Source organism: Devosia enhydra, assembly GCF_900119845.1.
Taxonomy (GTDB): Bacteria; Pseudomonadota; Alphaproteobacteria; order Rhizobiales; family Devosiaceae; genus FPKU01.
Window position 1 is genome coordinate 145,843 of sequence record NZ_FPKU01000003.1, and the last position, 22,798, is coordinate 168,640.

Below are 22,798 nucleotides of genomic sequence, written 5' to 3' on the forward strand. Positions count from 1 at the left end.
ACAGAAGTCAGGTCTGCGATCCTGCCACGGAGGTCGCAGCCGCGCGGCGCTGCACCAGCACGCCATAGGCGATGCGCAGGATGATGAAAGCGATGGCGAGCCCGAGCATGGTGCCGCTCAGCGGCCGGGCGAAAAGCTTGAGCAGGTCGCCATCGAGAAGAACCATCGACTGGGCGAAGCTGCGCTCGATCAGAGGCCCGAGGAAAACGCCGATCACCAGCGGTGCCATGTGGTAGCCGGTGCCGCGCAGCAGGTAGCCGACCACCCCGAACAGCACGACGACGCCGACATCCACGAAGCTCGTGTCGATGAAGTATGCGCCGATCAGCACGAACACCGACACGATTGGCATGAGGTAGGCGGTTGGCGTCATCAGAACCGAAGCGAAGACCCCGACCAGCGGCAGGTTGATCACCAGAAGCATGAGATTGCCGATGAACATGCTCGCAACCAGACCCCAGAAGAGATCGGGATGGCCGGAGATCAGGTTCGGACCCGGCGTCACCCCATGGATCAGGAAGCCGGTCATCAGCAGGGCGGCGCCGGAATTGAAGGGAATGCCCAGGGACAGCAACGGGATCAGCGTCGAGGAATCGGCGCCGTTATTGGCGGATTCCGGTCCCGCCACACCTTCGATCGCGCCGTTGCCGAATTCGGACCTGCCTCGGCTGAAGCGCTTTTCTGTGGCATAGGAGAGAAAGCTCGAAATCGTCCCGGAGGGACCGGGGATCAGACCTACAAGCAGCCCGATGAAGCTGCCCCTGAGGATCGCAGGCGCCGCCCGCCCCGCTTCTTCGCGCGTAGGATAGAGGTCGCGCAGCCGAATGCGCGGCGGGCGCTGCACTTCCGTCCCGCCAGAGGCCGTGTGCAATACCTCTGCCAGTCCATAGGTACCCATGATGACGGCGATGAAGGAAATGCCGTCGTAAAGCGCGTCGACCTGAAAGGTGAAGCGTCCCGTTGCGGTCAGCGGGTCCATGCCGACCGTGCCGATCATGATGCCGATGGTCGCCATCAGGGCGGACCGCACCAGCGATCCGCCGGTGATTCCCGAGAGCAGCACCAGAGCAAGTACGGCAATGCAGAGATATTCCTGCGGACCAAAAGCCAGTGCTGCACGGGCGACGACGCCTGCAAGCGTGACGAGACTGACGAGCCCGAGCACGCCGGCCACGAACGAACCGATGGCCGCAACCGACAGGGCCGCACCGCCGCGACCGCGCCGGGCCATCGGGTAGCCTTCGATGCAGGTGACGACGGAAGCACCCTCCCCCGGCACGTTGAGGAGAATGGAGGTCGTCGATCCGCCATAGGCGGCGCCAAAATAGATGCCGGCGAACAGCACCAGTGCCGTCAGCGGGTCGAGCCCGAAGCTGATCGGAATGAGCAGCGCGATTGTTCCCGAAAGACCAAGACCGGGCAACATGCCAGCGAGGGTGCCAAGCAGCACGCCGATCGCAGCGGCAGCGAGATTTCCCGGTGTCGCCGCGAGCTGGAAGCCATTGAGCAGGAGGTTGAGGCTCTCCATCACGGAATCCGCAATTCGAGCACGCGGGCAAACAGCAGATAGGTGCCGCCACTTGTCGCTGCTGCAACCACGACGGGCATGAGCCAGGTGCGGGCTCCGAAGAGCTTGACGAGCAGGAAGGTCACAATCGCAGTGCTGGCGAGATAGCCGCCAAAGCTCAAGCCAACGGGATACGCCGCCAGAACCGCGGCAACGCCGAGGGCGCGCAGCGGCATCTCCCCCAGGTCACAGTCAGCCGGACGCCGCAGAAGCGTCGAGACAAGGTTGATGAGGGCCAATCCGGTGCCGAGAACGCCGGCAATGCGCGGCAGGAAGCCGGCGCGAGGATTGCTCCAGCTGCCGAACGAGTATCCAAAGGCCAGGAACAGATATCCGGCCGTAATCGCCAGCAGCGCGCCGGCGACGACCAACTGGATCGTCCAGTTTGAGCGTGGCAGCGCGGCGTCCCTCATTCGGCCGACCCCTGTGAGGCCGTCTCGTGAGCGGCGATCCGCGTCTCCAGGTCCGCCTTCAGTGTCAGCATGCGTTCCCATCCCAGCATGACGTAGACGACGTATCGGTGATCGGTGTCCTGGGCGAAGCGCCGGAAACGCTGCGCGGTTGCCTCCAGCGTTCCAAGCTCCGACGCGAGCAGATCCCGGGCTTCAGGCAGGAAGCCGGAGCTTGCCGACGTGGGCGCCGTGACATAGTGGCAAAGAAGAATTGCCTGGGTCACTGTCCGCCAGCCCGACACGTAAAGCGCCGAGATTTCAAGCGCGGTCGTGATCTGGTCGTATCCAGCTTCGCTCAGCGCAGCCGGACGGGCCTGCCGTGCATCGACGAGCATGGCTTCTGCCAAGCGTAGGGCCTCGTCCTTTTCAGCGAGCAGCAGCCTTATGTTGTCTTCCGTCGCTGCGAGCGCATCCGCCTTTTCAGGGACCCAGTCCTTGAGGCTGTTCTTGGTTTCGGCCAGCCAGAACGCGTGCGACAGGCTCACCGGGTAGTTACTTGAATCGGAGAACACGCAGTCATTGACGAACAGGGTCTTCGACACGACCGGCCAGCTGGCGGAGAACAGCTCGGCGCTCCAGTGCGCCGCCGCCTCTCTGTCCGTTTCGCTCGCCCCCGCGATGAGCATACCCTCATCCTCGAGCCAGCGGCGATGGATGGCACCGGCCGGCACGCTATTGTCCTTCGAGAGCGCTGCGCCTGCGTAAAGGTTGATAAAATTGAGATTGGCAAAGCTCGAATGGCCGTCGAGACTTTCCCAGTCGGTGCGGAAGATCGCCCCCTCGGCGCCCTTGCCGGACGCGGAGGCGAGGCGGCGGCGGTAATCCTCGATGAGGATCGCGGGCGCCACTCCCCAGCCGAAATACTGGCCCATCGTATCGAACTCGATCCACTGCCGACGCTTGCCGACATCGCCGATACGCGGGTTTTCGGGGAAGGTCGGATAATAGTCGTGTGGCGTGTTCTTGAGCGAGACAATGACGTCCGGGGGCAGCGATTCCATCGTTTCGGCCAGTTCCGTCTGCGCCTTTCGGTCAAAGACGAAGTCGCGCACGATGAGGTCGGCGCCCGCGTCGCGGATGGGAGCGTGCATGGCCATCAGCAGGCGTCGATACCAGGCCTGTGGCTTGATCGTGCGGCAGTCCTCACAGGTGCAGCGGTTGGAGCTGATGGCCAGCCGGCTTTCGCCCGTTCCCGGCGCCGTTATGATGCCCGCGATGCCGGGCAGATCCTCGAACAGCTCCTGATACTTTACCGAGAGGAAGTCGGTCCAGAACGGATGGCTGGGGCAGAGCGTGCCGTTCTTGGTCAGCTCGGGATAGAGCTCGATGAAGATGTCGGCAAAATAGAGCTCCTTGTTCTCGAAATAGACCGAGATGCCGCGACGCGCAGCCAACTCCAGGATGCGCTTGAGATAGTCGCGCCGCTGATACGGTCCGCTGCGACGGGTCGGGGTGTAGCGGTAGAGCTTCTGATAGATCTGCGAATAGCGCTCGAAAATGTTGCGGGCAGCCGGATCAGCGCCGAATGTCCGCCCGGGATAGACCACGAGATCGACGATATCGTTGCGATGCAGCACGAGCGCGTTCATCTCATGGCGTGCGATGAAATCGAGCGCTGTCCGCACGCGGTCATAATTCCACACATAGCCGCTGTGCATCTCGAGCGCCCGCAGGCCGAACCCGGTCATCGCCACCTCATTCCATATCTGCTGAGCACCTCCCGGCCGTTCCCCGGCTCTTGGCAATGCTGCAGGGTAAGGCTAGGCGTGGAGCGGTCGGTCCGTCGACCGCTACTATCTTCATTCTCCATAACCTTGAGGAATGACGACATGTCCATGCCCTTGCGCCAGCTGGAAATTTTCCGCGCCGTGATGCAGACCGGCAGCTTCACGGCCGCTGGAGAAGCGCTGCAGATGTCCCAGCCGGCGGTGACCAAGGCGATCCGGCGCATGGAGGATCGGCTGGGATTTGCGCTGTTTGCGCGTGGCCGTGGCCGCATCCGTCCCACCCCGGAGGCGGCGAGCCTGCATCTGGAGGCCGAAAAGGTGTTCAGCTCCATCGCGGTGGTGGAGAAGTTTGCCTATGACCTGCGCGAGGCCCATAGCGGCGTTCTATCCATCGCCTCGACGCCCACCATGTCCTGCGGCTTTCTCACCGAGGCGATCGCGGCCTTTCGCAAGAAGCGCCCCAAGGTGCGCGTCTGGCTGCAGATCACCACGACCAAGCAGGCCATGGAGCTTGCTGCCAGCGGGCAGATCGATCTGGCACTGGTCTATGCGCCGGGCGAGCATGAAGGGCTCGACGTCATCCCGCTGTTTTCCACCGAGGTCGTCTGCGTCATGCCGCCCGGCCACGCTCTGGCTCAACGCCCCGAGCTTTCGGCCGACGAATTGCGCGATGTCCCCATCATCACCAATGTGCGCAACCAGCCCCTGCATGACCTGATCGATCTGGCGTTCCAGGGTGTGGATCTCGACCGCTCCGTGATGATCGGCACCAACAGCACGATCACCGCCTGTGCGCTGGTACGCTCTGGAGCTGGCATTGCGGTGGTCGAGCCGATGGGCGTGGCCGAGATCTTCCCCGACCTCGTCATGCGCCCGCTCCATCCCCGGGTCGTGCTGATGCCGAGGGCCATGCACGCCCGCAGGCGCCCGCTCTCGAGGGTCTGCCAGCAGTTCCTCAAGGTTCTTCAGAGCGTTGCCAGTACCGGCTCAGCCTGAGCGAGGGCGTACGGCCCTGACCGGCAGGCGAGGACAAACGAGCCGGGTTAACAATGGCGAATCACCGCCTCTATGGAATAGTTCGGCTGCTCCGCAGTGGCGCCGGCTTGCCGGCGCGCGATCGGACCCGTGTTCCCTGGCCGTTGCGCTTGAGGTCCAAGGCAAGCGATGACGGTGTTCTGTGTGATTTCGGTGAGGGACGAGGCGCGCTACCTGCCCGGATTTCTCGCCCATATCGCGCCTTACGTCGATGGCATCGTCGCCCTTGACGATGGGTCGACAGATACCACCCGCGCCCTGCTCGCCGAGGAGCAGCGGGTCGTCTCCATCCTCTCCGAGACCCGTCCGGGCCCCGCCCATGCCCATGAAACATCGAACCGCCATCGCCTGCTGATGGAGGCGGCGCGGCTGGGTGCGCGATGGGTCCTGTGTGCCGATGCGGATGAGCGGTTCGAGACGCTTTTCCTGAGGCGGCTGCGCAAGGAGACGCGATGGGGGGATCGGCACGGCCGCCCGGTGCGACTGGTGCGGATCGTCAATCTCTGGAACAGCCCGGATCACTACCGCCTTGACGGCGCCTGCGGCCCGCGCTGGACGCCGCGGCTCTTTGCTCTGCCGCGCACGCTGTCGCGGCGTCAGCCGGGCATGCACCAGCCATGGTATCCGCCCGAACTCGATGCGGCGCCACAGGCCGTCATGGACGCCAAGCTCTATCACCTGCGCATGATCGACAGGGCTGACAGGCAGGCACGGTTCGAAAAGTTCAGCAGCGTCGACCCCGATCATATCCACCAGGCGCAAGGCTACGCCCATCTGGTCGACGAAACAGGGTTACGCCTGCGCCGGATCTTCCCGCTGCGCGGATATGCCGATCCCCCGGGCCGGACGCTGCCGGAGGGCGAGGGTGCACGATCGGCCGTCGGTCGCGCCTTCCATATCGATCCCACCCCAGGCCGCAAAGTCCTGCCGCCAGCGCCGGTGCGCTCCCGTCGGGCCCGGCCGTTCCGGGGCTGGTCGCATCTGCATGGCATGGATTTCGATGCCGTATTCGCCGAGTGGCGCCGCCGGAAATCCTGAGACCATGGCGCCCACACGGAACCTCCTCGTCTTTCATCTTGAAAGCGTCGCCTGGCAGACGGTCAATGCCTTCCCCGAGGCGTTCCCGAACCTCTCTGCGCTGATGACCGAAGCGCTGTGCTTCACCAACCACTTTTCCGCCGCCACGTCGACGCAGATGGTTCTGGGCGCGCTGGCTCACGCCAATCATGACGAATTCGATGCGGCGCCCTGGCTCGATCGACCCGCCGGCAACAATCCAAGCCTCTTTCACGGCCTTGCCGCACAAGGCTATCGAACGCAATTCTTCTGCCTCATGCCCTTTCCCGACGGCCCGATGTTTCCCCTGCTGTCGGGCAGCCTGCCGCCCTTTTTCAACACCAACCATTTCGGGGAGCTGCTCGAGGGGCTCACGGAGCTGATGGCAACGCCCGGCTTTGCCGCCTATGTCTGGAACGTGCTGCCGCATATCGAGACCAGCCTGACGCTTGCTAGCCATGCCGAGGGTCTCGACGATCTGGCCGGCGGTGCCTGCGCCGTCACCGACACGCTTCTGGGCGCGGTGCTCGACGTGCTGAAGCGATCGGGCCGCCTCTCCGATACCACCATCGTCGTCTTCGGCGACCATGGCGACGATTACTGGACCCATGGCTTCAAGGGCGGAAAGCTGCACGGGCTCGAACCCTATGCCGCCCTGGTGCATACGCCGCTGCTGATCCGCGATCCCGCCCTCGCTGCCGGGCGAAGCCATCGCCTCGCCAGCACGATCGACATCGGCCCGACCGTGCTGGACCTTTGGGGCCAATCAAATCCCTTTTCGTATCCCGGATCGGGGCGCAGCCTCCTCTCTGGGGAGGCGCAGAGCGTCGTGTTTTCCCAGAACTTCACGGCCAACCAGAGCGACTCTATCGACCATGATACGCGCAAGGCCTTTGCCGCCATCGACGCCTCGCATTTGCTGATGGCTTCATCGCGGGGCCTCGAACTCTTCAACCATCGACTGGACCCGACCAATCACACCAACCTGCTGCATTTTTTCGAGCTGCTGCCGGATGGGCGACTGGATCCGGTGGCGCTGAGCAATACCCACCCGCATTTTTCGACCATCAGGCACATGTGGCGCGGGGGCAGCACGACGGAGGCTTTCACGAGGCTGCGGCAGGCTCTCTACGCGCATGTCAGCGCCAAGTCTGCCTATGTCGCCGCGCGGCGGCCGGACCATGAGGTGATGACACTCGATCTCGCCGTCTTTGATCGCATCAACCGGCACGGACAGGACCGGTTCTTTGGCGGCATGAAGGGCGCCCCGCCATCCAGCAGCCCAGAGCCCAGGCAGCGGCGGGGACTGCGCAGGCTGTTTCATCGCAAGGCCCGGCGCGGATGAAACGGCACGATGTGGAAGGGCTCATCCAGGCCGCGGGAAGCGGCACGAGGCTCGGGCTCGGGCCGAAAGCGTTCGTGACGCTGGGGGGCATCACCCTCCTCGAGCGCGCGGTGCGCTTTTTCGAAAGCCGGGTCGACCGCATCATCGTGGCGATCCCCGCTGCCGAGCACGAGCGTGCGCAAAAACTGATCGCGGGCGCGCATGTCGAGATCGTCGAGGGGGCCGCGAGCCGCAGCGAAACCACGCGGAGGCTGATCGCCGCAGCCCGCGCGCCATGGCTCGTGCTGCATGATGTGGTGCACCCCTTCGCCGAAATCGGGTTGATCGACACCCTCCTGGCCGCCGCGCGCCAGACAGGAGCCTCGGCACCCGGCCTCAGGAACAGCGAATTTCTCTATGCCGCTGATACCGGCCGGCTACTGCATGCGCCGGGCGCAGTCCTGATCGGGCAAAAGCCGGTGGCTTTTTCGCGCGACGCTGTCCTCAGGGGCTACGCCGCGCTCCCTCCCGAGGGGCTGGCGACCGACCCCAGCCTCATGGATGTGCTCGATCGCGGCGGCGCGAAAACGACCTTCGTGCCGGGCAGCGCCGACAACATCAAGGTAACGACCCCCGCCGATCTCAGACTCGCCGAAGCCCTCGCTGCGGCGTCGCTCGGCGCCAGCACGGGGCAGGCGCGGTAACGCAAAGGCGCCCATCTGATCGGAAGCATCCAAGCCTGCCCCCCCAACCCCGGCAGCACGACGGCGGCGCAGAGGCTACTACTCAACAAAATGAGGCGAAAGCGCTCTGCGAAGCAGCCCGCCCCATCGCCTGCCGGCTATCTAATGCGACATGAAGATCGGCAGCTTCGTCTCCTCGAAGACTTTTTGAGTGGCACCGCCCAGGACGAAATCGCGGATCCGGCTATGCCCGAACGCGCCCATGATCAACATGTCCGCTCCGTGCTGCAGCGCCCCGTCTTGCAGCTTGATCCCGACGACGTCCGAGCTCGAGGAAACATGTTCGGCGTAGGCTTCGAGGCCGTGGCGACCGAGATATGCTCTGAGATCCTCAACCGTCTCTTGGCCAATTGTCTTGTCGTCAAATGCGGTAACGATGGCGATGAAGCTGGCCTTTCGGATCCACGGCATCGCGTCGTGCACCGCCCGCGCCGAAGCCCGACTTCCATCCCAGGCGATAGCGATCCGATCAATTCGTGACGTTTCGCTCTCTGCGGGCACCAGAACCACCGGCCTGCCGGACTGGAAGACGAGAGTCTGACCGAGCTCCCGGGCTTGGCTGGTTTCAGCACTGATGACCGTGAGATCATGTGTGCGCGCAGCGACCGACACGGCCTGCAGGATTTGCGCCTGGCTCATATGTGCGGCTTTCACAGTTGCCTGCGGCTCGAGGTGCTGACGAAGTGCCTGAGCGGCTTCGTGCTGCCTGACCTCGAGTTCAGCAGCCATGGCAGCGACCCCGACGATTTTTGAGCCCCAGTGACCCTCAAGTCTGGGAAGCATGGCCTCTACAAGGAGCACTTGCGCGCCCTCGCCCAGCAGCCGGCCCATGCGAACAGCTGCCGATACGCTCTCCGGGGTGGGGCTATCGGGGTACATGAGCACCGGCACGAACACATCTGCTTGCATAATTGACCTCCGCGATTTCGGCAGACCATCGCACGTCCCGGCAGGCACGCCTCTGATCTGGATCAACAACGGCCTATGATCGCGCGACCGGGGCATCCAAACGCCCGACGCTTACGCCTTCCGCGCAAGGTGCCCTCCCCCCTATCCGATTGCTGCGCGAATGGTTGCACAGCCGGCGCGGTTACGAGCAAAAAGATACAGTGTTCCAACGCCGTGCCTTTCTGAGGCTCGCTACGTTGAGGGCTGGGCTGGGGAGCTATTGGTATGACGACACCGCAAATTATCGCCTTCGCAATCATCTTCCTGATGATGGCCGCCTTCGTCTGGGGACGATGGCGCTATGACCTTGTCGCAGCTGGCGCCCTGCTCGCCGCCGTGGCCACGGGCATCGTGGCGCCCGAAGACGCCTTTACGGGCCTCTCGGACGATATCGTCGTCATCGTGGGAAGCGCCCTGGTGGTCAGCGCCGGAGTGGCGCGCTCGGGGATCATGGAAATCGCCGTGCGCCGATTTGCCCCCGGCATCAGCACCCCGCGTGCCCAGCTGATCCTGCTCGTCCTGGTTGTCACCGTCCTTTCTGCCTTCATCAAGAACATCGGCGCCCTGGCGATCATGATCCCGATCGCGTTTCAGATGGCGCGCACTTCAGGCGTCTCCCCGTCACTCTTTCTGATGCCGATGTCGTTCGGTTCGCTGCTTGGCGGATTGATGACGCAGATCGGCACGTCACCCAACATCATCGTGTCCCGGGTGCGCGAGGAGCTGACCGGCACGTCCTTTTCGATGTTCGACTTTACCCCGGTCGGCGCCGCGCTCGCCCTGGCCGGCCTTATCTTCCTCGCGCTCTGCTACAGGCTGCTGCCGGAGCGCGCTCGCCAGAGTTCATCGATGGAAAAGGCCATCGAGATCAAGAACTACACCACCGAGGTCCATGTCCCCGCCGACTCCCCCAGCATCGGCCGCTCGATATCCGAGGTGCAGCGCCTGGGTGGAGGGCAGGCCATCGTCATCGGGCTGATGGGTGAAAACGGCAAGCGCCGCGTCCCGCTGCCCGATGCGCTGGTGCGCAGCGGCGATCTGCTGATGCTCGAGGGCGAGCCCGAGGCACTCGACACCATCGTGGCACAGGGCAAGCTCGCCTTTTCCGAGCGCCGCTCGGCGGCCAACGCCTCGGAAAAGACCGGCGTCGTCGAGGCCATCGTGGGTGAGCACTCGCGTCTCATCGGCCATAGCGCCCGCGAGCTTAGCCTCTTCGACGCGACCGGCCTCAACCTCTTGGCGGTCAGCCGGCGCGACAAGCGCTTCACCGAGCGGCTGTCCGAGATCCGCTACCAGAATGGCGATGTCATCGTGTTGCAGGGCAATCTCGACGAATTGCCTGACCTCTTGCGCGATTGGGATTGCCTGCCGCTCGTTGAGCGCAACCTCAAGCTTGGCAGCGTCCGCAACGGGCTCGTGCCGGTCATCATCCTCGCTTTGGCCATGGGGAGCACAGCGCTGGGGCTGGCGCCCGTGGCCTTCGCCTTTTTCGCCGCGGCCGTGCTGATGGTGCTGACGCGCACCGTGCCCCTGCGCGAAGTCTATTCGCACCTCGACGCGCCGATCCTGATCATGCTGGCTGCGCTCATTCCGGTCAGCGAGTCGCTGCGCACGACCGGGGCAACCGAGCTGATTGCCGAATGGCTGTCGCAGACCGCAAGTGTGCTCCCCGCCTACGGAGCGCTCGCAATGATCATGGTTGCGGCCATGGCCGTCACCCCCTTCCTCAACAATGCGGCCACGGTGCTGGTGATGGCGCCCATCGCGGCAACATTCGCCACCGGCCTCGGATACCAGCCCGAAGCCTTCCTGATGGCGGTCGCGATCGGCGCGGGCTCGGATTTCCTCACCCCCATCGGACACCAGTGCAACACGCTGGTCATGGGCCCCGGCGGCTATCGCTTCGGCGACTACTGGCGCCTCGGCCTGCCTTTGTCGGTTCTGGTGGTGCTCATCGCCGTGCCGATGCTGATGCTCATCTGGCCAATGTGACCCGAGCCTTCGGCGACGGCAGTCGTGTCGATGCACCAGGTGGCCGCAAGGCGACGTCTGCGCGGTAAACCGCACTGTTGTGGTCATCGGCCGCGATCCACGCGGGCAGCGACGCATTTCCGCACGCCGGACGCGGTGAGAGATCGCCCTCCGATGAACTTCCAAAGCATCCTCTTCTGACCGCGGCAGCCCGCCAGCCAAGGCGAACAAACTTTACGAAATTCGTATACTTAAATCCGCCATCTGTTCCATTTCGTAGAAATATCTCGACGAAAGATGGCGATGCGCTATGCTGGTCGGCAAGGCCAATTCGGAGCACACGGTTTCCACATTCGGCGCACCATGGGCGCGCGCCGACACCACCCGAGGCCCGGGAGAGCGAGCCGCCGCCATCCTGGACGTGCAGATCCCGGCAGGGTTGCGGCCCCGTGCCATGGAGACCAAGATGAAGCAGCCTGAAGTGAACAAACTCCGCCGGATGGTGACGTTCGGAGCCGCGATGGCCCTCCTTGCCGGCACCGCGATCGGTCTTGCATCGCCCGCCATGGCCCAGATGGAAAAGCGCCTCTCCATCCCAGAGGAGCTGAGCCTCACCCCCACACCGGGTGGTCGCCTGAACATGCTGATCCGGCTCGACGTGCAGACCATCGATCCGCACAAGACCTCCGACACATCGGGCTTCGTCATCGTCGAGCAGATCTACGAATCCCTGCTCGAAACCACGATGGACGGCCTGCAGCCGGCACTTGCCGAAAGCTGGGAAATCTCGGAAGACGGTAAGACCTATACCTTCAAGCTCAGGCAGAACGCCAAATTCCACTCGGGCAATCCGGTGACTTCGGCTGACGTCAAATATTCCATCGAGCGCATCCAGGATCCTGCGACGGCTTCGCCACGCGCCCGTTCCTACTCCAACATTACCAGCATCGAGACGCCCGACGATTACACCGTCGTCTTCAATCTCAATGCGCCCAACGCACCGTTCCTGACATTGATGAGCACCTATGGCGCCTCGATCGTGGATCGTACGGTCATTGAGGGCACCGGGCTCAACGAGACCACCGATGCCGGCTCGGGCGCCTTCAAGCTGCGCGAGCATGTGGTGGGCCAGCGGGTGGTGCTCGACAAGCACACCGAATACTGGCGCGAAGGCCAGCCCTATCTCGATGGCATCGACATCACCTGGAACCCGGACGACAACGCCCGCGCTGCAGCCATCCGCTCGGGCACCATCGACTTCCTGTGGTTTGCCGCGCCCGAATTCATCGATGCGCTCAAAACCGACCCGGCCGTCAAGTGGTTCGGTGGCTCGGGTGCAACATCCCTGCACTTCCGCATGAACACGTCCAAGGAGCCGTGGAGCGACGTTCGCGTGCGCCAGGCGGTTTTCCATGCGCTCGACCGGCAGGAAATTCTCGATATCGCCAATTCGGGCCACGGCACCGTGCTCAATGCCGGCTACCTGCCGACCTATCGCTGGGGCTCGGTCCAGGAGCCGATCTATGGCGCTCCCGATATCGAGAAGGCCAAGGCGCTGCTCGCGGAAGCCGGCTATCCCGATGGTTTCGAGACCGAGTTGCTGGTGATTTCGACCTCCGCCTTCCAGGTGCGTTCGGCTGAGGTCGAGCAGTACCAGCTGGCCAATATCGGCATCACTGTGAACCTGCGCCTGGCCGAGTCGACCGTCGCCAATGCCGCGCTCCGGGCCAACGACTTCGACATCTATCAGAGCGGCTTCTCGATGACGCTCGATCCGGATGAGCGCTTCTCCTCGGCCTTTGCCACCGGCGGCGGGCTCAATTACGGCAACTGGAGCGATCCGGAGTATGATGCCCTGATCGAAAAAGCCCGTACCGAGCTCGATCGCGATGCGCGCGAAAAGCTCTACCAGGAAGCCGAAACCATCCTCGCGACACGCGGCCCTGTCGCGATGACCTGGGTGGGCGCGTCTTACGACATCCTGGCCAACAAGGTGATGGGCTATAATGGCGATGCCGGCCTGAGCTTCCGCCACTACCGCAACCTCTGGATCCAGCAGTAAGGATCCCTGCGCCCGGCCGGTCAGTGCCGGCCGGGTACCCGGTTTGGGGCGCAGTTCCCCGTCACCGCTCGCCCCACAAGGCTCAATATGGCAGGGCAAGCAACGCGAACGTTGTCGTGCCCTCCTCCCCTATGCCGACGCCTGCGCCGTCTCAAAGACACGCTGAACGCACCAGGGGCGCTTCACACTCCGTACCGATAGACATCAGGCGATGGCCCAAACAAAAAAGGCCGCCTCAAGGGCGACCTTCGTGTTCGACACTGAAGCGCGATTATTACTTCTGCAGCATCAGGTTGACCGCGGACTCACGGCCATCACGACCGGTTTCAACTTCATACGAGAGCTTGTCATTCTCATAAAGACCGTCAACGCCCGAATTCTGCACTGCAGAAATGTGGACGAAATGGTCCTTGCCGCCGTTATCCGGCGAGATGAAGCCAAAGCCCTTGGTCGTGTTGAAGAACTTGACGGTGCCATTGATGGTGGACATTGTTTTTTCCTTAAAGCTCGGAGCCGAAGCAAAGCGAGCGTTTCTCTCCCGCATCATGCAAGGAGAGGCTAAAACGTTCGCAAAGTGGATCAGTGAGCCAAGGGCCGGTAAAACCGGGCAGCAGGCAGCCGACGTAAGCTGAAAACGTATGCTCCCCTAGTATAGGATCATGGTGCGGGACGCAAGTGCCGATCATTTCGATGCTCCGACGGCCGAAAGTGTAACGCGACAGAACGAGTGGCATCTCTGGGATTAGGTGGGATCACCCGGGATGTGGCGAGAAACCCCGGGCATTCCGTGGGTTTCGGCGGGCCAGCTGCCTGACTGACCGCGACACTTCAGTTGGCGGGCGCTTAGCCCGGGCCGGACCTGCTCATGAGGTGCTCGAGCAGCATCGCTTCGATCGAGCCTGGCCTAGCGAGGATCAGCGATGATGCGTCCACGGGGGCCGCGAGACCGGTCTCCGTGGGGAGCGCGCAGAGGACCTCGGATCGGATAGGCACGCCGAACGCATTGAGCGCCTCGTACCTCACGCGTGCGATGAACGCCACAGGCCGAAGAATGCCGGCCGCATAGGCGGCATCGACCGCAGCCACCGAAAGCCGATTGTGCAAATCGAGCGAAAGCCAATCATCCGCGGTTAGCGGCACCGCTCGCTCGTCGAATGCGACCAGCCTGAATGTCGACGGTGCGGTCAGTTGCTCTATGATTGCGGCTTCACATTCTGCAGCAAGCTCGGACGCGTTGCTGGCAGTTGTCGCCACAACGATCATCGCCATTCCCAGCAGACTTCGCAGAACCAAGGCCACCCCCTCACAAATTAAGTGTGCCGGCAATCATATCGTGCGACCCACCCAGAATACTCTGCCGGCGATCATCAGCTTGTCAAAGTCGGGCTGCCGGACTTTCTGGACTGGGTAGATCGGATTGTCTGAAATGAGATCGAAAGTGGCGTCGACGTTGCGGCTTACGCGCTTCACGAGCACCTCACCGTCCAGGACGATGACATAAATATAGCCAGAGACTATCGGCTGGTCGAGCCTGCGGTCTACAAGCATCATGGCGCCATCGGGGATGGTGGGATGCATGCTGTCGCCCTTTGCCGAGAGCAGGCCGGCCTGATTGGGATCAAGGCCCATATCGCGTAGCCAGTCGCGCCGGAACGCGATCCGCTCGATCTCGACCTCCTCATGGGCGACGAGCCCAGAACCCGCAGATGCGGACACGCTGTAGCGCGGCAGCAGCGCAAACTCCGGAAGCGCCGCCTCTACGTCGGCATCTGATGCTGCAAGAGCGCGAGGATGCTCAGCGCCGGTCAACAGCCAGTCGAGCGTTACTCCAGCTGCAGCGGCGATGCCCGCAAGGCCGAAAAACGTCGGCTTCGTCTTGCCATCTCGCCATTTCCCGATCGTCTCATCGGTAACCCCGGCCAGCTCGCCGGCAATAGCTAGCCCCCCGACTCGCGCAACGAGATCCTGGAAGCGCTGCTGAAACCCGGCGTTGTGTGCCGGTCCCGAAGGTGGAAGCGGGTTCCCAGTTGCGGTCGTCATAGCGTTAGGCACCTAACACATTGGTAGACCGACGTTTCTCGATATTTAACGATAAAACTCGCTCATTCAAACTTGGAACGAGATTTCTCGGTTGTTGAATCGATAAAAATCGGTTACGTTTGTGCTCATATTCGTGTTTCGAGTGTGCACCAACCGGCCACTGATCCTGGCCGGCTGATACGGGGACAAGCATGACCAAGACGCAGGCGGTCGTTTGGGACCGGCATGCCATCAAGGCCGAGATAGGTCGGAAGGGCCTGACGCAGACGGCCATCGCGCAAGCTGCCGGGCTTGAGCCCAGCGCCGTGCGTCATGGACTGCGCGGCGGCAATCGCAAGGGCGCGGAAGCCATCGCTAAAGCGCTTGGTCTGCCGTTCCGGACGCTGTTTCCCGACAGCTATCTGCGCGGCCTTTCCAACGAGAGCGACTTTAGCCTCAAGGCTCCCCGCTCCACCAGTCAAAAGCGTCACATTCGTGATGACGCCCGGAGTGCCCGGAGATGAGCGCGCGGTCAGCAACCTGGCGGCGCGCTGACAGCCGCGCCACTCGCTTCGACCCGATCAGCCTGATCGCCTACGCGGCTGGAGGACTGGTCATCCTCGGCACCTGCGCCCTCACCCTGGGGGTGATGTCGTGAGCCGTGCACCTCTTCTTGCTCATCCTATTCACCAGGACCCAAACGTGACCGAATCCCATCTCGCCGAACATCGCGCGGTGAAGATCGCCCTGATTGATGTGCCCTCCGGACGTCGCGCACTGGACCCCAATTGGGTCGAGGCGCTTGCCGAGGACTTCAAGGCTCGCGGCCAGCGCACTCCGATCGAGCTGCTACAGACAGGGGAGCGCTATCGCCTCGTCACTGGCGGCCACCGGCTTGCCGCACGGCTTCGCAATGGCGACGTGACCATCGACGCGATCGTCAAGCAGTGGGCGGACTTTGCCAGCGAGGCCGAGGTCAAGCTGGCGGAGATCGTCGAAAACTTCATGCGCCGCGAACTGTCGGTGCTCGATCGGGCTTTCGATGTGGCAGCTTGGCGCGAGCTGTTCGAGGCGGTCAAGGGGACGGTCCAGCGCGGCGGCGACCGGAAGTCATCAAAGTTCAAATCTGCAACTTTGATCGGCGACGACGCGATGGAGTTGGCCAGCGACAGGTTCGCGGCCAATTTCACCGTCGCGGCTCAGAAGGCTCTGGGGCTTTCCCGCGATGCGGTCTTCCGCGCACTCAAGATCGCGCGCATCGGCGAAAGCATCCGGCAGCGCATTGCCCTCCACCCGATCGCGGACAATCAGAGCGAACTGCTCAGTCTGGTCGCGGAGACGCCCGCGCGGCAGAACGCCATCGTCGACCGGCTACTCGCCGGGGCCGTCAGTGTTTCGGACGCGATCGCCATTCTCGACAATCTGCCAACGCCGGCGCCCCGCATGCCCTGGGAGCGGATGAGCGAGGGCTTCTCCAGGCTCAAGCCGGCCGAACAGGAGCGTTTCTTCGAGGCCCATGAGGACGCGATCCGGCTCTGGATGGCGAGCCGCTAAGTCATGGCCACTCGCGACCACCGCACCGCTGACCTGCTGTCCTGGGAACCTCCCCAGGTCGCTGTGGGGTATGGGCCGGATGTCGCTGGGCGTGGGAAGCTGGAAAACCAGATCGCTCGCCTGCTGGCCCGCGCCTTGCGAGACGTTCGCGAGGACAAGGGCCTCACCCGGGCCGACGTTGCGGCTCTCATGGCGCGCGAGCTGCAGAGAGCAGTCAGCGAGGACCAGCTCGACAAGTGGACCTCGGAAGCCAGTACCGGGCACCGCATTCCCCTAGACGCTTTCGCCGCCCTGGTGGTCGTCACCGGCGTGGAGGATCTGCTGGCATTCATCCCCGCGATGCTCGGCTTCGCGGTGGTACCGCGCAAGTACGCGGAAATCATCGAAATGCACCTGATCGAAGAAAAAGAGCGGGAGCTGGCGGACGCGAAAGCGCGCCTGCAGGCCCGACTGAGGAGCCGGGCATGAAGGAATGGCTGACAGCGCGGGAAATAGCCGATGCCCAGCTGCGGGATGTGCCCAACACTACGCGCGGCGTAGCCATCATGGCTGAACGGGAGCGCTGGGACGAGCATCCAACCTTCGCCAGGCGCCGCCAGGGACGGGGCGGTGGCATGGAGTACAATTACCGCATTCTCCCGACCTTGGCTCAGCTGGCGTGGTTCCAGCGCCATGATCGGGTGGCAGCGGCCGAACCGTCGACGGCTAAGGCAAACCTGCCCCCTGCAGGCGCCGGGACGCAGCGGGCCCAGCGAGAGCGCGACGCGCGGCTAGCAATTCTGGCGGCCTTTGAACGCTTCTCGAGAGGGTTGCGGCCGAACAAGACAGCTCGGTTGAAGCTCTTCTGCGACAAATACAATCTCGGCACTCTGGCGATCGACGCGTGGATTAAGGACACGGTGCCGGTCCTCTCCATGCGCTCACTCGACCGTTGGGCCGCCAAGGCCAAAGCTGGCGATGCAATCGGCCACGATCCGAGCCTCAGCCGCAAGGGCACCAGCATACTTGAAAGGGCCAATGGGGGGCGCGTCATTGAGTGGATGCTGGCGCTCATTGCCTTCGAGCCGCACCTCAAGGCGGAAGCGATCCAGACCCAGTGTAGGCACAAGTTCGGCGACACACTCGAGCTGGCAGGCAATGCCGTGCCGATGCCCAATGTCAGGGCCTTTCAACGGGCGTTGAAAGCCCTTAAGGCCGACCCCGAAAAGCAGCTCATCCTCACCAAGATCACCAACCCGGACCGGTTCCGTTCGGCCATGCGGCCTTCGGGGACGGGAATGCTCGCCCATATCCACGAGCCCAATGCCCTCTGGATGGTCGACGCCTCGCCGATGGATGCTCTCTGCATCGACGGCCGGCACTCGATCTATGCCTGCATCGACGTTGCAACCCGGCGCCTCGCCATAACAGTATCGCGCACCCCTCGCGCGTCGGCCGTCGCGCTGCTTGTGCGCAAAGCTGCTCTGGCCTGGGGCGTGCCCCGGCAGATCCGCACCGACAATGGCTCGGACTTCGTCGCCCGCGATACCAAGCGGCTTCTGGCAGCACTCAATATCGAGATTGAGGTGTGCCCGCCCTATGCGCCAGAGCACAAGGCGCATGTCGAGCGCGCGATCAAGACGTTTCAGCACATGGTGGGGCCCGAGTTGCCGGGCTTCATTGGGCACAACGTCACAGACCGAAAAGCAATCGAGGAACGGCGCAGCTTCGCCAGCCGCCTTGGCGAAGACGACGCCAAACTGTTTTCGGTTCGCCTGACTGCAGCCGAGCTGCAGCGCTACATCGATCAATGGATCGAGGTGGTCTACCAGCACCGCGCCCACAGCGGCCTCAAGGGCCAGACGCCGGCCCTGGCTGCAGCAAGTGCCCCGAATTACGTGCCGCGCATGGTGGACGAGCGGGCGTTCGATCTGCTGCTCATGCCGGTCGCTGGTGGCAGCGGAAACGGCCTGCGCAAGGTTGGCAAGCAGGGCATCCGCGTCGACCACTTCCACTATGCTCACCCGTCTCTGGCAGGCGATCTCAACGTCCTGGTGAGGATGGACCCGCTCGACCTGGGCAAGGTCTATGTGTTTGCCGCGGACGGCGGGTCGTTCCTTTGCGAGGCGATCTGCCCCGAACTGGCAGGCATTGATCCTGCCGCATTCCACCAAGCGCGCCGAGAAATCCTCTCGGAACGCCTCGCCAATGCCACCAAAGGCATCCGCGCGGACATGCGCGAGATCGGCCTCGAGACCCTGATCGCCAAGACGCTGCAGGTGAAGGCCCGGGACATCCCGAATGTGGTCCCTCTGCCGCGGCGGTCCGTGGAACACACCACACCCCAGATCGATGCCGCGATCGCCGCCATGTCGCCTGCAGCGCCAGTGCCGCTCTCGGACGATGTCTCGGCCATGCACCAGGCGCTTCTAGCCGAGCTCGATCCTGCGCAGCCCGAGCCCGCAAACAGCAATGTGACGCCCCTGCGCCGCGCGCTCACGCCGGCGCAACTCTTCCGCAAGGCGCTGGGAGTCGAGGAGCAATTGGCTGCTGGGCAACAGGTGCCGCCCGAAGACCTGATCTGGTTCGGCGGCTTCAAGCAGAGCGCCGACTACCAGACCATGAAGATGATGCACGAGGAGTTCGGGGACCAGGCGCTGCGCTGATCCCGAAAAGAATAGGCCCCGGCTGGCACCGGGGCCCGGACGACAACGAAGGATTTTTAGATGACCCCAAAGCCCACTCTCGTCAAGACTGGCTCTACAGCGCCTCTGAAGAATGTCGCTGCCTGTCTCGACGTTGCTAACCGCATCATCGCCCGGCCACCCGGCGTCGATGGCCTGGGCGTATTCTTCGGCCCCTCGGGCTACGGGAAGTCGAAGGCCAGCCTGTTCCTTCAGAACAAGCTCGACGCGATCTATGTCGAGGTCTTCGACTTCTGGACCCGCAAGCTCTTCGTCGAGGCGCTGCTTGCCGAGCTCGAGGTCGCGCCGCGGGGCACTATCGGCGCGATGATGCAACAGGCCATCCGGCTGCTGAAAGATGCTCCCAACCGCCTGCTGATCATCGATGAAGCCGACAAGCTCGTCGACAAGAACATGATTGAGCTCGTCCGCGACATCTACAAGGGCGCAAAGATCCCGGTGCTGCTCGTCGGTGAAGAGCGCCTGCCCGAAAAGCTGGCGCAATACGAACGGTGCGAAAACAGGGTCACCGCCTTCGGCATGGCTAATCCGTGCGATGTCGGCGACGCGAGAGTTTTGGGGCAGCTCTACCAGCCCCAGCTCGAGATCGCTGATGACCTCCTGGGTCATATCGTCAGCGAGACACGGGGAGTGGCCAGCCGGATCGTTACGACGCTTGCCGAGGTGGGGCAGTTCTGCCGCACCCATGGGCATACGGCAATCGACAAGAGCGCCTATTCCGGCGCCGTCTTCACGGGGCGCCCGCCCCGGAGGGGGCGCTGATGTCCGCGGTTCTCAGGCTGCGCATCGGATCGGCCGAGCCCCTTCTGCGCGGCAACGACCACTTCTGGCGCGTGATCATGGAGCTGTCAGAAGGCGGGAGCACCTTCACGCTTACCGACGTCGAAGGCCGCAGCGAGTGCGGCACCCGGGCGCCTATCCGCGACTTCGTTCGCAGGCTGGTCAAGGGCGGACTGGTGGAGGCTACCCCTCCCGAAGAGCACGGCGCCCCGACGCTCTACAGGCTTATCGAACGCAGCCGTAGTACGCCGACGATCAACCGCGACGGCACCGCCGGCCGGCAAGGGCGCGGCCAGCAGCAGATGTGGAACGTCATGCGCCGCGAAACGGGTGGATGGACCGCCCAGGAGCTCGCCATCTCTGCCAGCACCGATGAGGTCTCGGTCTCTGCCGCAACAGCATTGGCCTATACGCGGACACTCTGCCAGGCCGGCCTACTTGTCGTCGTGACGCCGGGCGGTCCGGGCAAGAAGCAGGTCTGGCGACTGAAAGGGTCTGCCAATACCGGCCCGAAGCCGCCGAAGATCCTGCGCAGCAAGCTCGTTTACGACGCCAACACGGGCAAAGTGCTCGGTGATGTGATTGCCGAGGAGGTCGACCCATGAGCGGGCGCGACCTTCGGACCTATGCGGAAAAGGCCTCGCAGGCCTGGGCTGCGGTGGGTGGCGTCCCGGACTGGGTTGCCGAGCTCGCCGCCCATGCGGACCGGTTTGGTGCCAAGGCCTCTGGCGAGGCCATCGGGTACTCGAACAGCACCGTTTCGGTCGTCGTCAACCGCGGCAACATGCTGGCCAAGCTCGACCTGCCGCGCATCGAAGAATCCGTGCGCGGCGCCCTGATGGGCCTCACCGTCGACTGCCCGGTCAAGGGCGAGATGCCTCGCCATCGCTGCCTTGCCTGGCAGGCCAAGCCCTATGCCCTCAGCTCATCTGCCCGTGTGGAAATGTACCACGCCTGCCGGTCGGGCTGCCCTCATTCCCGGATCATCCAGAAGGAGATCGACAATGACCGATAATCTCCGGTCGGAGGCGCAGACGCTGCGCCGCATAACGACTTTGCTGTCCTGCTGCTTCCATCAGGTCCGTCAGGGACAGCGCAGCCTGTCGCGCCGTGATGTCGAGCTTTTCGACAAGGGACTGGTCTGGGTCATCCAGTCCCAGGACCGGATCATCGCCGGGCTCGAAAATCAGATCGCCGAGACCACCCAGCAGCTCGCCGCCGATCGGGCCCGGGTCGACGAGATGATGGCTGACGCGGAGCGCACCCTGCAGATGGCGCTGGATGCGGCCGAGAGCGTCGCAACCCACAATGGGGTGATGGGCGCCCTGGCTGATGCCCAGGCGGCCGGCGAGCCTTGCGACCTGATCGACGACATGAGCGGCCTGAGGGTGATTTACGACCCCACCCTCGATCGGCGGCCGTTCCGGCCGGGGCATCTGAGCGAGGGCGTCTACCAGCCCGACCCGCCGACTGAATTCCTCGAGGACATGGCGGTACCGACGCCGGCGCCGATCGGCGAGCGCTGGCCGTCCAACGTCTTCCATTTGGCGGCACGTCGCCCCCGCGCCCATGCGCGCCAGGCCGATGTCGGCCCTGGCGGTGCAGCATGACCGGAAGCACCTTTAAGACCCAAGGCTTTGCCCTCTGCACGCCAGGCGGCACCATCCTCGGCTACAGCTACCGGGAGACGGCTGCCAAGGCGATCAGCGCGCTCTGGGACCAGAGCCAGCCAGTGCAGCGCATCCTCTGGGAAGAGCGCCGCACCGAGGGCTGGAGCGTGGTGCCGGTGGTGGCCCACATGGAGCGCCTGGCTCCGCTGACCATCCGCGTGGTCGCCCGCGAGGGGAGGCTGGCATCATGAGCCGGACCGTCCTTATCGCCATCGACGCGGCTGAGCAGGCGCGGCGGACCCTCGATCGCGGCCCGATGTCGATCTCCTCGCTCGGCATTACTGCAATGGCGATGTTCATCGAACAGCAGATGGCGGCCGAAGCCATGCCGTCCGCAGACGCTGTCAAGACCGAGCTGCAGCGCGTGCTCAACGCTCACGCGACGATCAGCGAGCTGCGCGAGAACTGGGCGGAAACCTCCGGCATGGATCGCATGGAGGCTGAGTTGGCGCTCACCGGCGCCCTCGACGCTCTCGCTGCGGCTGTCGCGGCCGCCACCCTTTCAACACCCCTTGAACAGGAGACTTCCGATGCTGGACAGCATTGAGACCGGCGTTGCGCCGACCCACCCCGAACTCACCCCAGCGACCGTGACCATGGGTGACCGGAGCTTCATGCAGGACGCCGGCGGGCGTTTGGTGCCGACCGACCTGGTCAAGCCCGAGCACAAACTCGAGGACCAGACCGTGCGCACGATCATCGGGCATGCGCTCGAGCTCAACGGGCGGATCAGCCGCTTCCGGGGCCACACCTTCGACGACGTCAATTCCTTCGTCGACCTGCTGGCCGAGAGGTATGGCGGCAAGCGGGGCGGCAAGAAGGGCAACGTCACCATCACCAGCTATGACGGCACCCTCAAGGTGACCGTGCAGGTGCAGGACCAGCTCAGCTTCGGGCCCGAGCTGCAGATCGCCAAGAACCTCGTCGACGAGTGCATCACCGCCTGGTCGGCGGGGGCCGGCGACGAGATCCGCGCGCTCGTCGAGCATGCCTTCCAGGTCGACAAGGAGGGGCGCATCAATCGCGCGGCACTGTTCCAGCTGCGGCGGCTGGAGATCGACGACGAGAACTGGCGCTCGGCCATGATCGCGCTCGGCGAAGCCATCCGCGTGATCGGCAGCCGGGAATATGTCCGGTTCTACCGGCGCAAGGATACCCGCTCGCCCTGGCACGCGATCGCCATCGACCTGGCGCAGGCATAGGGGG

The 22,798-nt window shown here is 63.8% G+C and carries 25 protein-coding genes; 18 read left to right on the forward strand and 7 right to left on the reverse strand.

The features are described from left to right. Nucleotides 1-7: 7 nt before the first annotated feature. The 3 genes from BT183_RS15415 to BT183_RS15425 are packed head-to-tail and all read right to left on the reverse strand — an operon-like array spanning nucleotide 8 to nucleotide 3,707. Nucleotides 8-1,528, reverse strand: a complete 1,521-nt coding sequence (locus tag BT183_RS15415; protein ID WP_072345169.1) for a tripartite tricarboxylate transporter permease — start codon at nucleotides 1,526-1,528, stop codon at nucleotides 8-10. Beyond that, nucleotides 1,528-1,980 (reverse strand): tripartite tricarboxylate transporter TctB family protein, encoded by a 453-nt coding sequence (locus tag BT183_RS15420; protein ID WP_072345171.1) that lies wholly within the window; start codon nucleotides 1,978-1,980, stop codon nucleotides 1,528-1,530. Before BT183_RS15420 ends, BT183_RS15415 begins: the two co-directional genes overlap by 1 nt. Then, nucleotides 1,977-3,707: a hypothetical protein gene (locus tag BT183_RS15425; RefSeq protein WP_072345173.1), complete on the reverse strand. Its 1,731-nt coding sequence runs from the start codon at nucleotides 3,705-3,707 to the stop codon at nucleotides 1,977-1,979. Before BT183_RS15425 ends, BT183_RS15420 begins: the two co-directional genes overlap by 4 nt. Nucleotides 3,708-3,848: 141 nt before the next feature. Here BT183_RS15425 and BT183_RS20285 point away from each other — a divergent pair, with 141 nt between their 5' ends. The 4 genes from BT183_RS20285 (at nucleotide 3,849) to BT183_RS15445 (ending at nucleotide 7,865) form a co-directional block, all read left to right on the forward strand. Beyond that, complete coding sequence (locus BT183_RS20285) at nucleotides 3,849-4,742, forward strand: LysR family transcriptional regulator (RefSeq protein ID WP_072345175.1); 894 nt, start codon at nucleotides 3,849-3,851, stop codon at nucleotides 4,740-4,742. 168 nt (nucleotides 4,743-4,910) lie between these two features. Continuing rightward, nucleotides 4,911-5,819, forward strand: a complete 909-nt coding sequence (locus BT183_RS15435) for a glycosyltransferase family 2 protein (RefSeq protein ID WP_072345177.1) — start codon at nucleotides 4,911-4,913, stop codon at nucleotides 5,817-5,819. A 4-nt stretch (nucleotides 5,820-5,823) separates the two neighbouring features. Then, nucleotides 5,824-7,182 carry a sulfatase-like hydrolase/transferase gene (locus tag BT183_RS15440; RefSeq protein ID WP_072345179.1) on the forward strand — a complete coding sequence of 453 codons (1,359 nt, stop codon included), beginning with the start codon at nucleotides 5,824-5,826 and terminating at the stop codon, nucleotides 7,180-7,182. Beyond that, entirely contained in the window at nucleotides 7,179-7,865 is a 687-nt protein-coding gene (locus BT183_RS15445; protein ID WP_072345181.1) for an IspD/TarI family cytidylyltransferase, read from the forward strand. The genes BT183_RS15440 and BT183_RS15445 overlap by 4 nt, the downstream gene beginning before the upstream one ends. 141 nt (nucleotides 7,866-8,006) lie before the next feature. Here BT183_RS15445 and BT183_RS15450 read toward each other — a convergent pair whose 3' ends face one another. Further along, a complete protein-coding gene (locus BT183_RS15450; RefSeq protein ID WP_072345183.1) occupies nucleotides 8,007-8,813 on the reverse strand; it encodes a universal stress protein in 807 nt (268 codons plus the stop codon). A gap of 264 nt (nucleotides 8,814-9,077) precedes the next feature. Here BT183_RS15450 and BT183_RS15455 point away from each other — a divergent pair, with 264 nt between their 5' ends. Both BT183_RS15455 and BT183_RS15460 read left to right on the forward strand, forming a co-directional pair. Beyond that, the gene (locus BT183_RS15455) at nucleotides 9,078-10,844 is read left to right on the forward strand and encodes an SLC13 family permease (protein ID WP_072345185.1); all 1,767 of its coding nucleotides are present in this window, start codon (nucleotides 9,078-9,080) and stop codon (nucleotides 10,842-10,844) included. Nucleotides 10,845-11,289: 445 nt separating this feature from the next. After that, nucleotides 11,290-12,885: an ABC transporter substrate-binding protein gene (locus BT183_RS15460; protein WP_177282585.1), complete on the forward strand. Its 1,596-nt coding sequence runs from the start codon at nucleotides 11,290-11,292 to the stop codon at nucleotides 12,883-12,885. Nucleotides 12,886-13,159: 274 nt separating this feature from the next. Here BT183_RS15460 and BT183_RS15465 read toward each other — a convergent pair whose 3' ends face one another. The 3 genes from BT183_RS15465 to BT183_RS15475 all read right to left on the reverse strand — a co-directional run bounded on the left by BT183_RS15465 (nucleotide 13,160) and on the right by BT183_RS15475 (nucleotide 14,925). Beyond that, nucleotides 13,160-13,375: a cold-shock protein gene (locus BT183_RS15465; RefSeq protein ID WP_072345189.1), complete on the reverse strand. Its 216-nt coding sequence runs from the start codon at nucleotides 13,373-13,375 to the stop codon at nucleotides 13,160-13,162. Nucleotides 13,376-13,728: 353 nt separating this feature from the next. After that, nucleotides 13,729-14,154: a hypothetical protein gene (locus tag BT183_RS15470; protein WP_072345191.1), complete on the reverse strand. Its 426-nt coding sequence runs from the start codon at nucleotides 14,152-14,154 to the stop codon at nucleotides 13,729-13,731. 57 nt (nucleotides 14,155-14,211) lie between these two features. Next, a complete protein-coding gene (locus BT183_RS15475; protein WP_072345193.1) occupies nucleotides 14,212-14,925 on the reverse strand; it encodes a S24 family peptidase in 714 nt (237 codons plus the stop codon). A gap of 191 nt (nucleotides 14,926-15,116) precedes the next feature. On the opposite strand from BT183_RS15475, the gene BT183_RS15480 reads away from it, so the two are divergent. Genes BT183_RS15480 through BT183_RS15530 form a run of 12 tightly spaced genes read left to right on the forward strand, consistent with a single transcriptional unit; the run spans nucleotide 15,117 to nucleotide 22,794 of the window. After that, nucleotides 15,117-15,428 carry a helix-turn-helix domain-containing protein gene (locus BT183_RS15480; RefSeq protein ID WP_072345195.1) on the forward strand — a complete coding sequence of 104 codons (312 nt, stop codon included), beginning with the start codon at nucleotides 15,117-15,119 and terminating at the stop codon, nucleotides 15,426-15,428. Further along, nucleotides 15,425-15,562: a hypothetical protein gene (locus BT183_RS20815; RefSeq protein WP_177282586.1), complete on the forward strand. Its 138-nt coding sequence runs from the start codon at nucleotides 15,425-15,427 to the stop codon at nucleotides 15,560-15,562. Before BT183_RS15480 ends, BT183_RS20815 begins: the two co-directional genes overlap by 4 nt. 44 nt (nucleotides 15,563-15,606) lie before the next feature. Beyond that, complete coding sequence (locus BT183_RS15485) at nucleotides 15,607-16,458, forward strand: ParB/RepB/Spo0J family partition protein (protein WP_072345197.1); 852 nt, start codon at nucleotides 15,607-15,609, stop codon at nucleotides 16,456-16,458. Between the two features lie 3 nt (nucleotides 16,459-16,461). Next, nucleotides 16,462-16,926, forward strand: coding sequence for a hypothetical protein (locus BT183_RS15490; RefSeq protein ID WP_072345199.1), 465 nt, complete (start codon nucleotides 16,462-16,464; stop codon nucleotides 16,924-16,926). Further along, on the forward strand, nucleotides 16,923-19,103 hold the full coding sequence (locus BT183_RS15495; protein ID WP_072345201.1) for a Mu transposase C-terminal domain-containing protein: 2,181 nt from the start codon (nucleotides 16,923-16,925) through the stop codon (nucleotides 19,101-19,103). Before BT183_RS15490 ends, BT183_RS15495 begins: the two co-directional genes overlap by 4 nt. A gap of 60 nt (nucleotides 19,104-19,163) precedes the next feature. Then, nucleotides 19,164-19,904, forward strand: coding sequence for an AAA family ATPase (locus tag BT183_RS15500; protein WP_072345203.1), 741 nt, complete (start codon nucleotides 19,164-19,166; stop codon nucleotides 19,902-19,904). Continuing rightward, nucleotides 19,904-20,527, forward strand: coding sequence for a hypothetical protein (locus tag BT183_RS15505; protein ID WP_072345205.1), 624 nt, complete (start codon nucleotides 19,904-19,906; stop codon nucleotides 20,525-20,527). Before BT183_RS15500 ends, BT183_RS15505 begins: the two co-directional genes overlap by 1 nt. Next, complete coding sequence (locus tag BT183_RS15510) at nucleotides 20,524-20,937, forward strand: hypothetical protein (RefSeq protein ID WP_072345207.1); 414 nt, start codon at nucleotides 20,524-20,526, stop codon at nucleotides 20,935-20,937. The genes BT183_RS15505 and BT183_RS15510 overlap by 4 nt, the downstream gene beginning before the upstream one ends. Further along, on the forward strand, nucleotides 20,927-21,532 hold the full coding sequence (locus BT183_RS15515) for a hypothetical protein (RefSeq protein WP_072345209.1): 606 nt from the start codon (nucleotides 20,927-20,929) through the stop codon (nucleotides 21,530-21,532). The genes BT183_RS15510 and BT183_RS15515 overlap by 11 nt, the downstream gene beginning before the upstream one ends. Beyond that, complete coding sequence (locus BT183_RS15520) at nucleotides 21,529-21,783, forward strand: hypothetical protein (RefSeq protein ID WP_072345211.1); 255 nt, start codon at nucleotides 21,529-21,531, stop codon at nucleotides 21,781-21,783. The genes BT183_RS15515 and BT183_RS15520 overlap by 4 nt, the downstream gene beginning before the upstream one ends. Next, nucleotides 21,780-22,139, forward strand: a complete 360-nt coding sequence (locus BT183_RS15525; protein ID WP_072345213.1) for a hypothetical protein — start codon at nucleotides 21,780-21,782, stop codon at nucleotides 22,137-22,139. The genes BT183_RS15520 and BT183_RS15525 overlap by 4 nt, the downstream gene beginning before the upstream one ends. Next, complete coding sequence (locus BT183_RS15530; protein WP_143145845.1) at nucleotides 22,123-22,794, forward strand: DUF3164 family protein; 672 nt, start codon at nucleotides 22,123-22,125, stop codon at nucleotides 22,792-22,794. The genes BT183_RS15525 and BT183_RS15530 overlap by 17 nt, the downstream gene beginning before the upstream one ends. Nucleotides 22,795-22,798 lie beyond the last annotated feature (4 nt).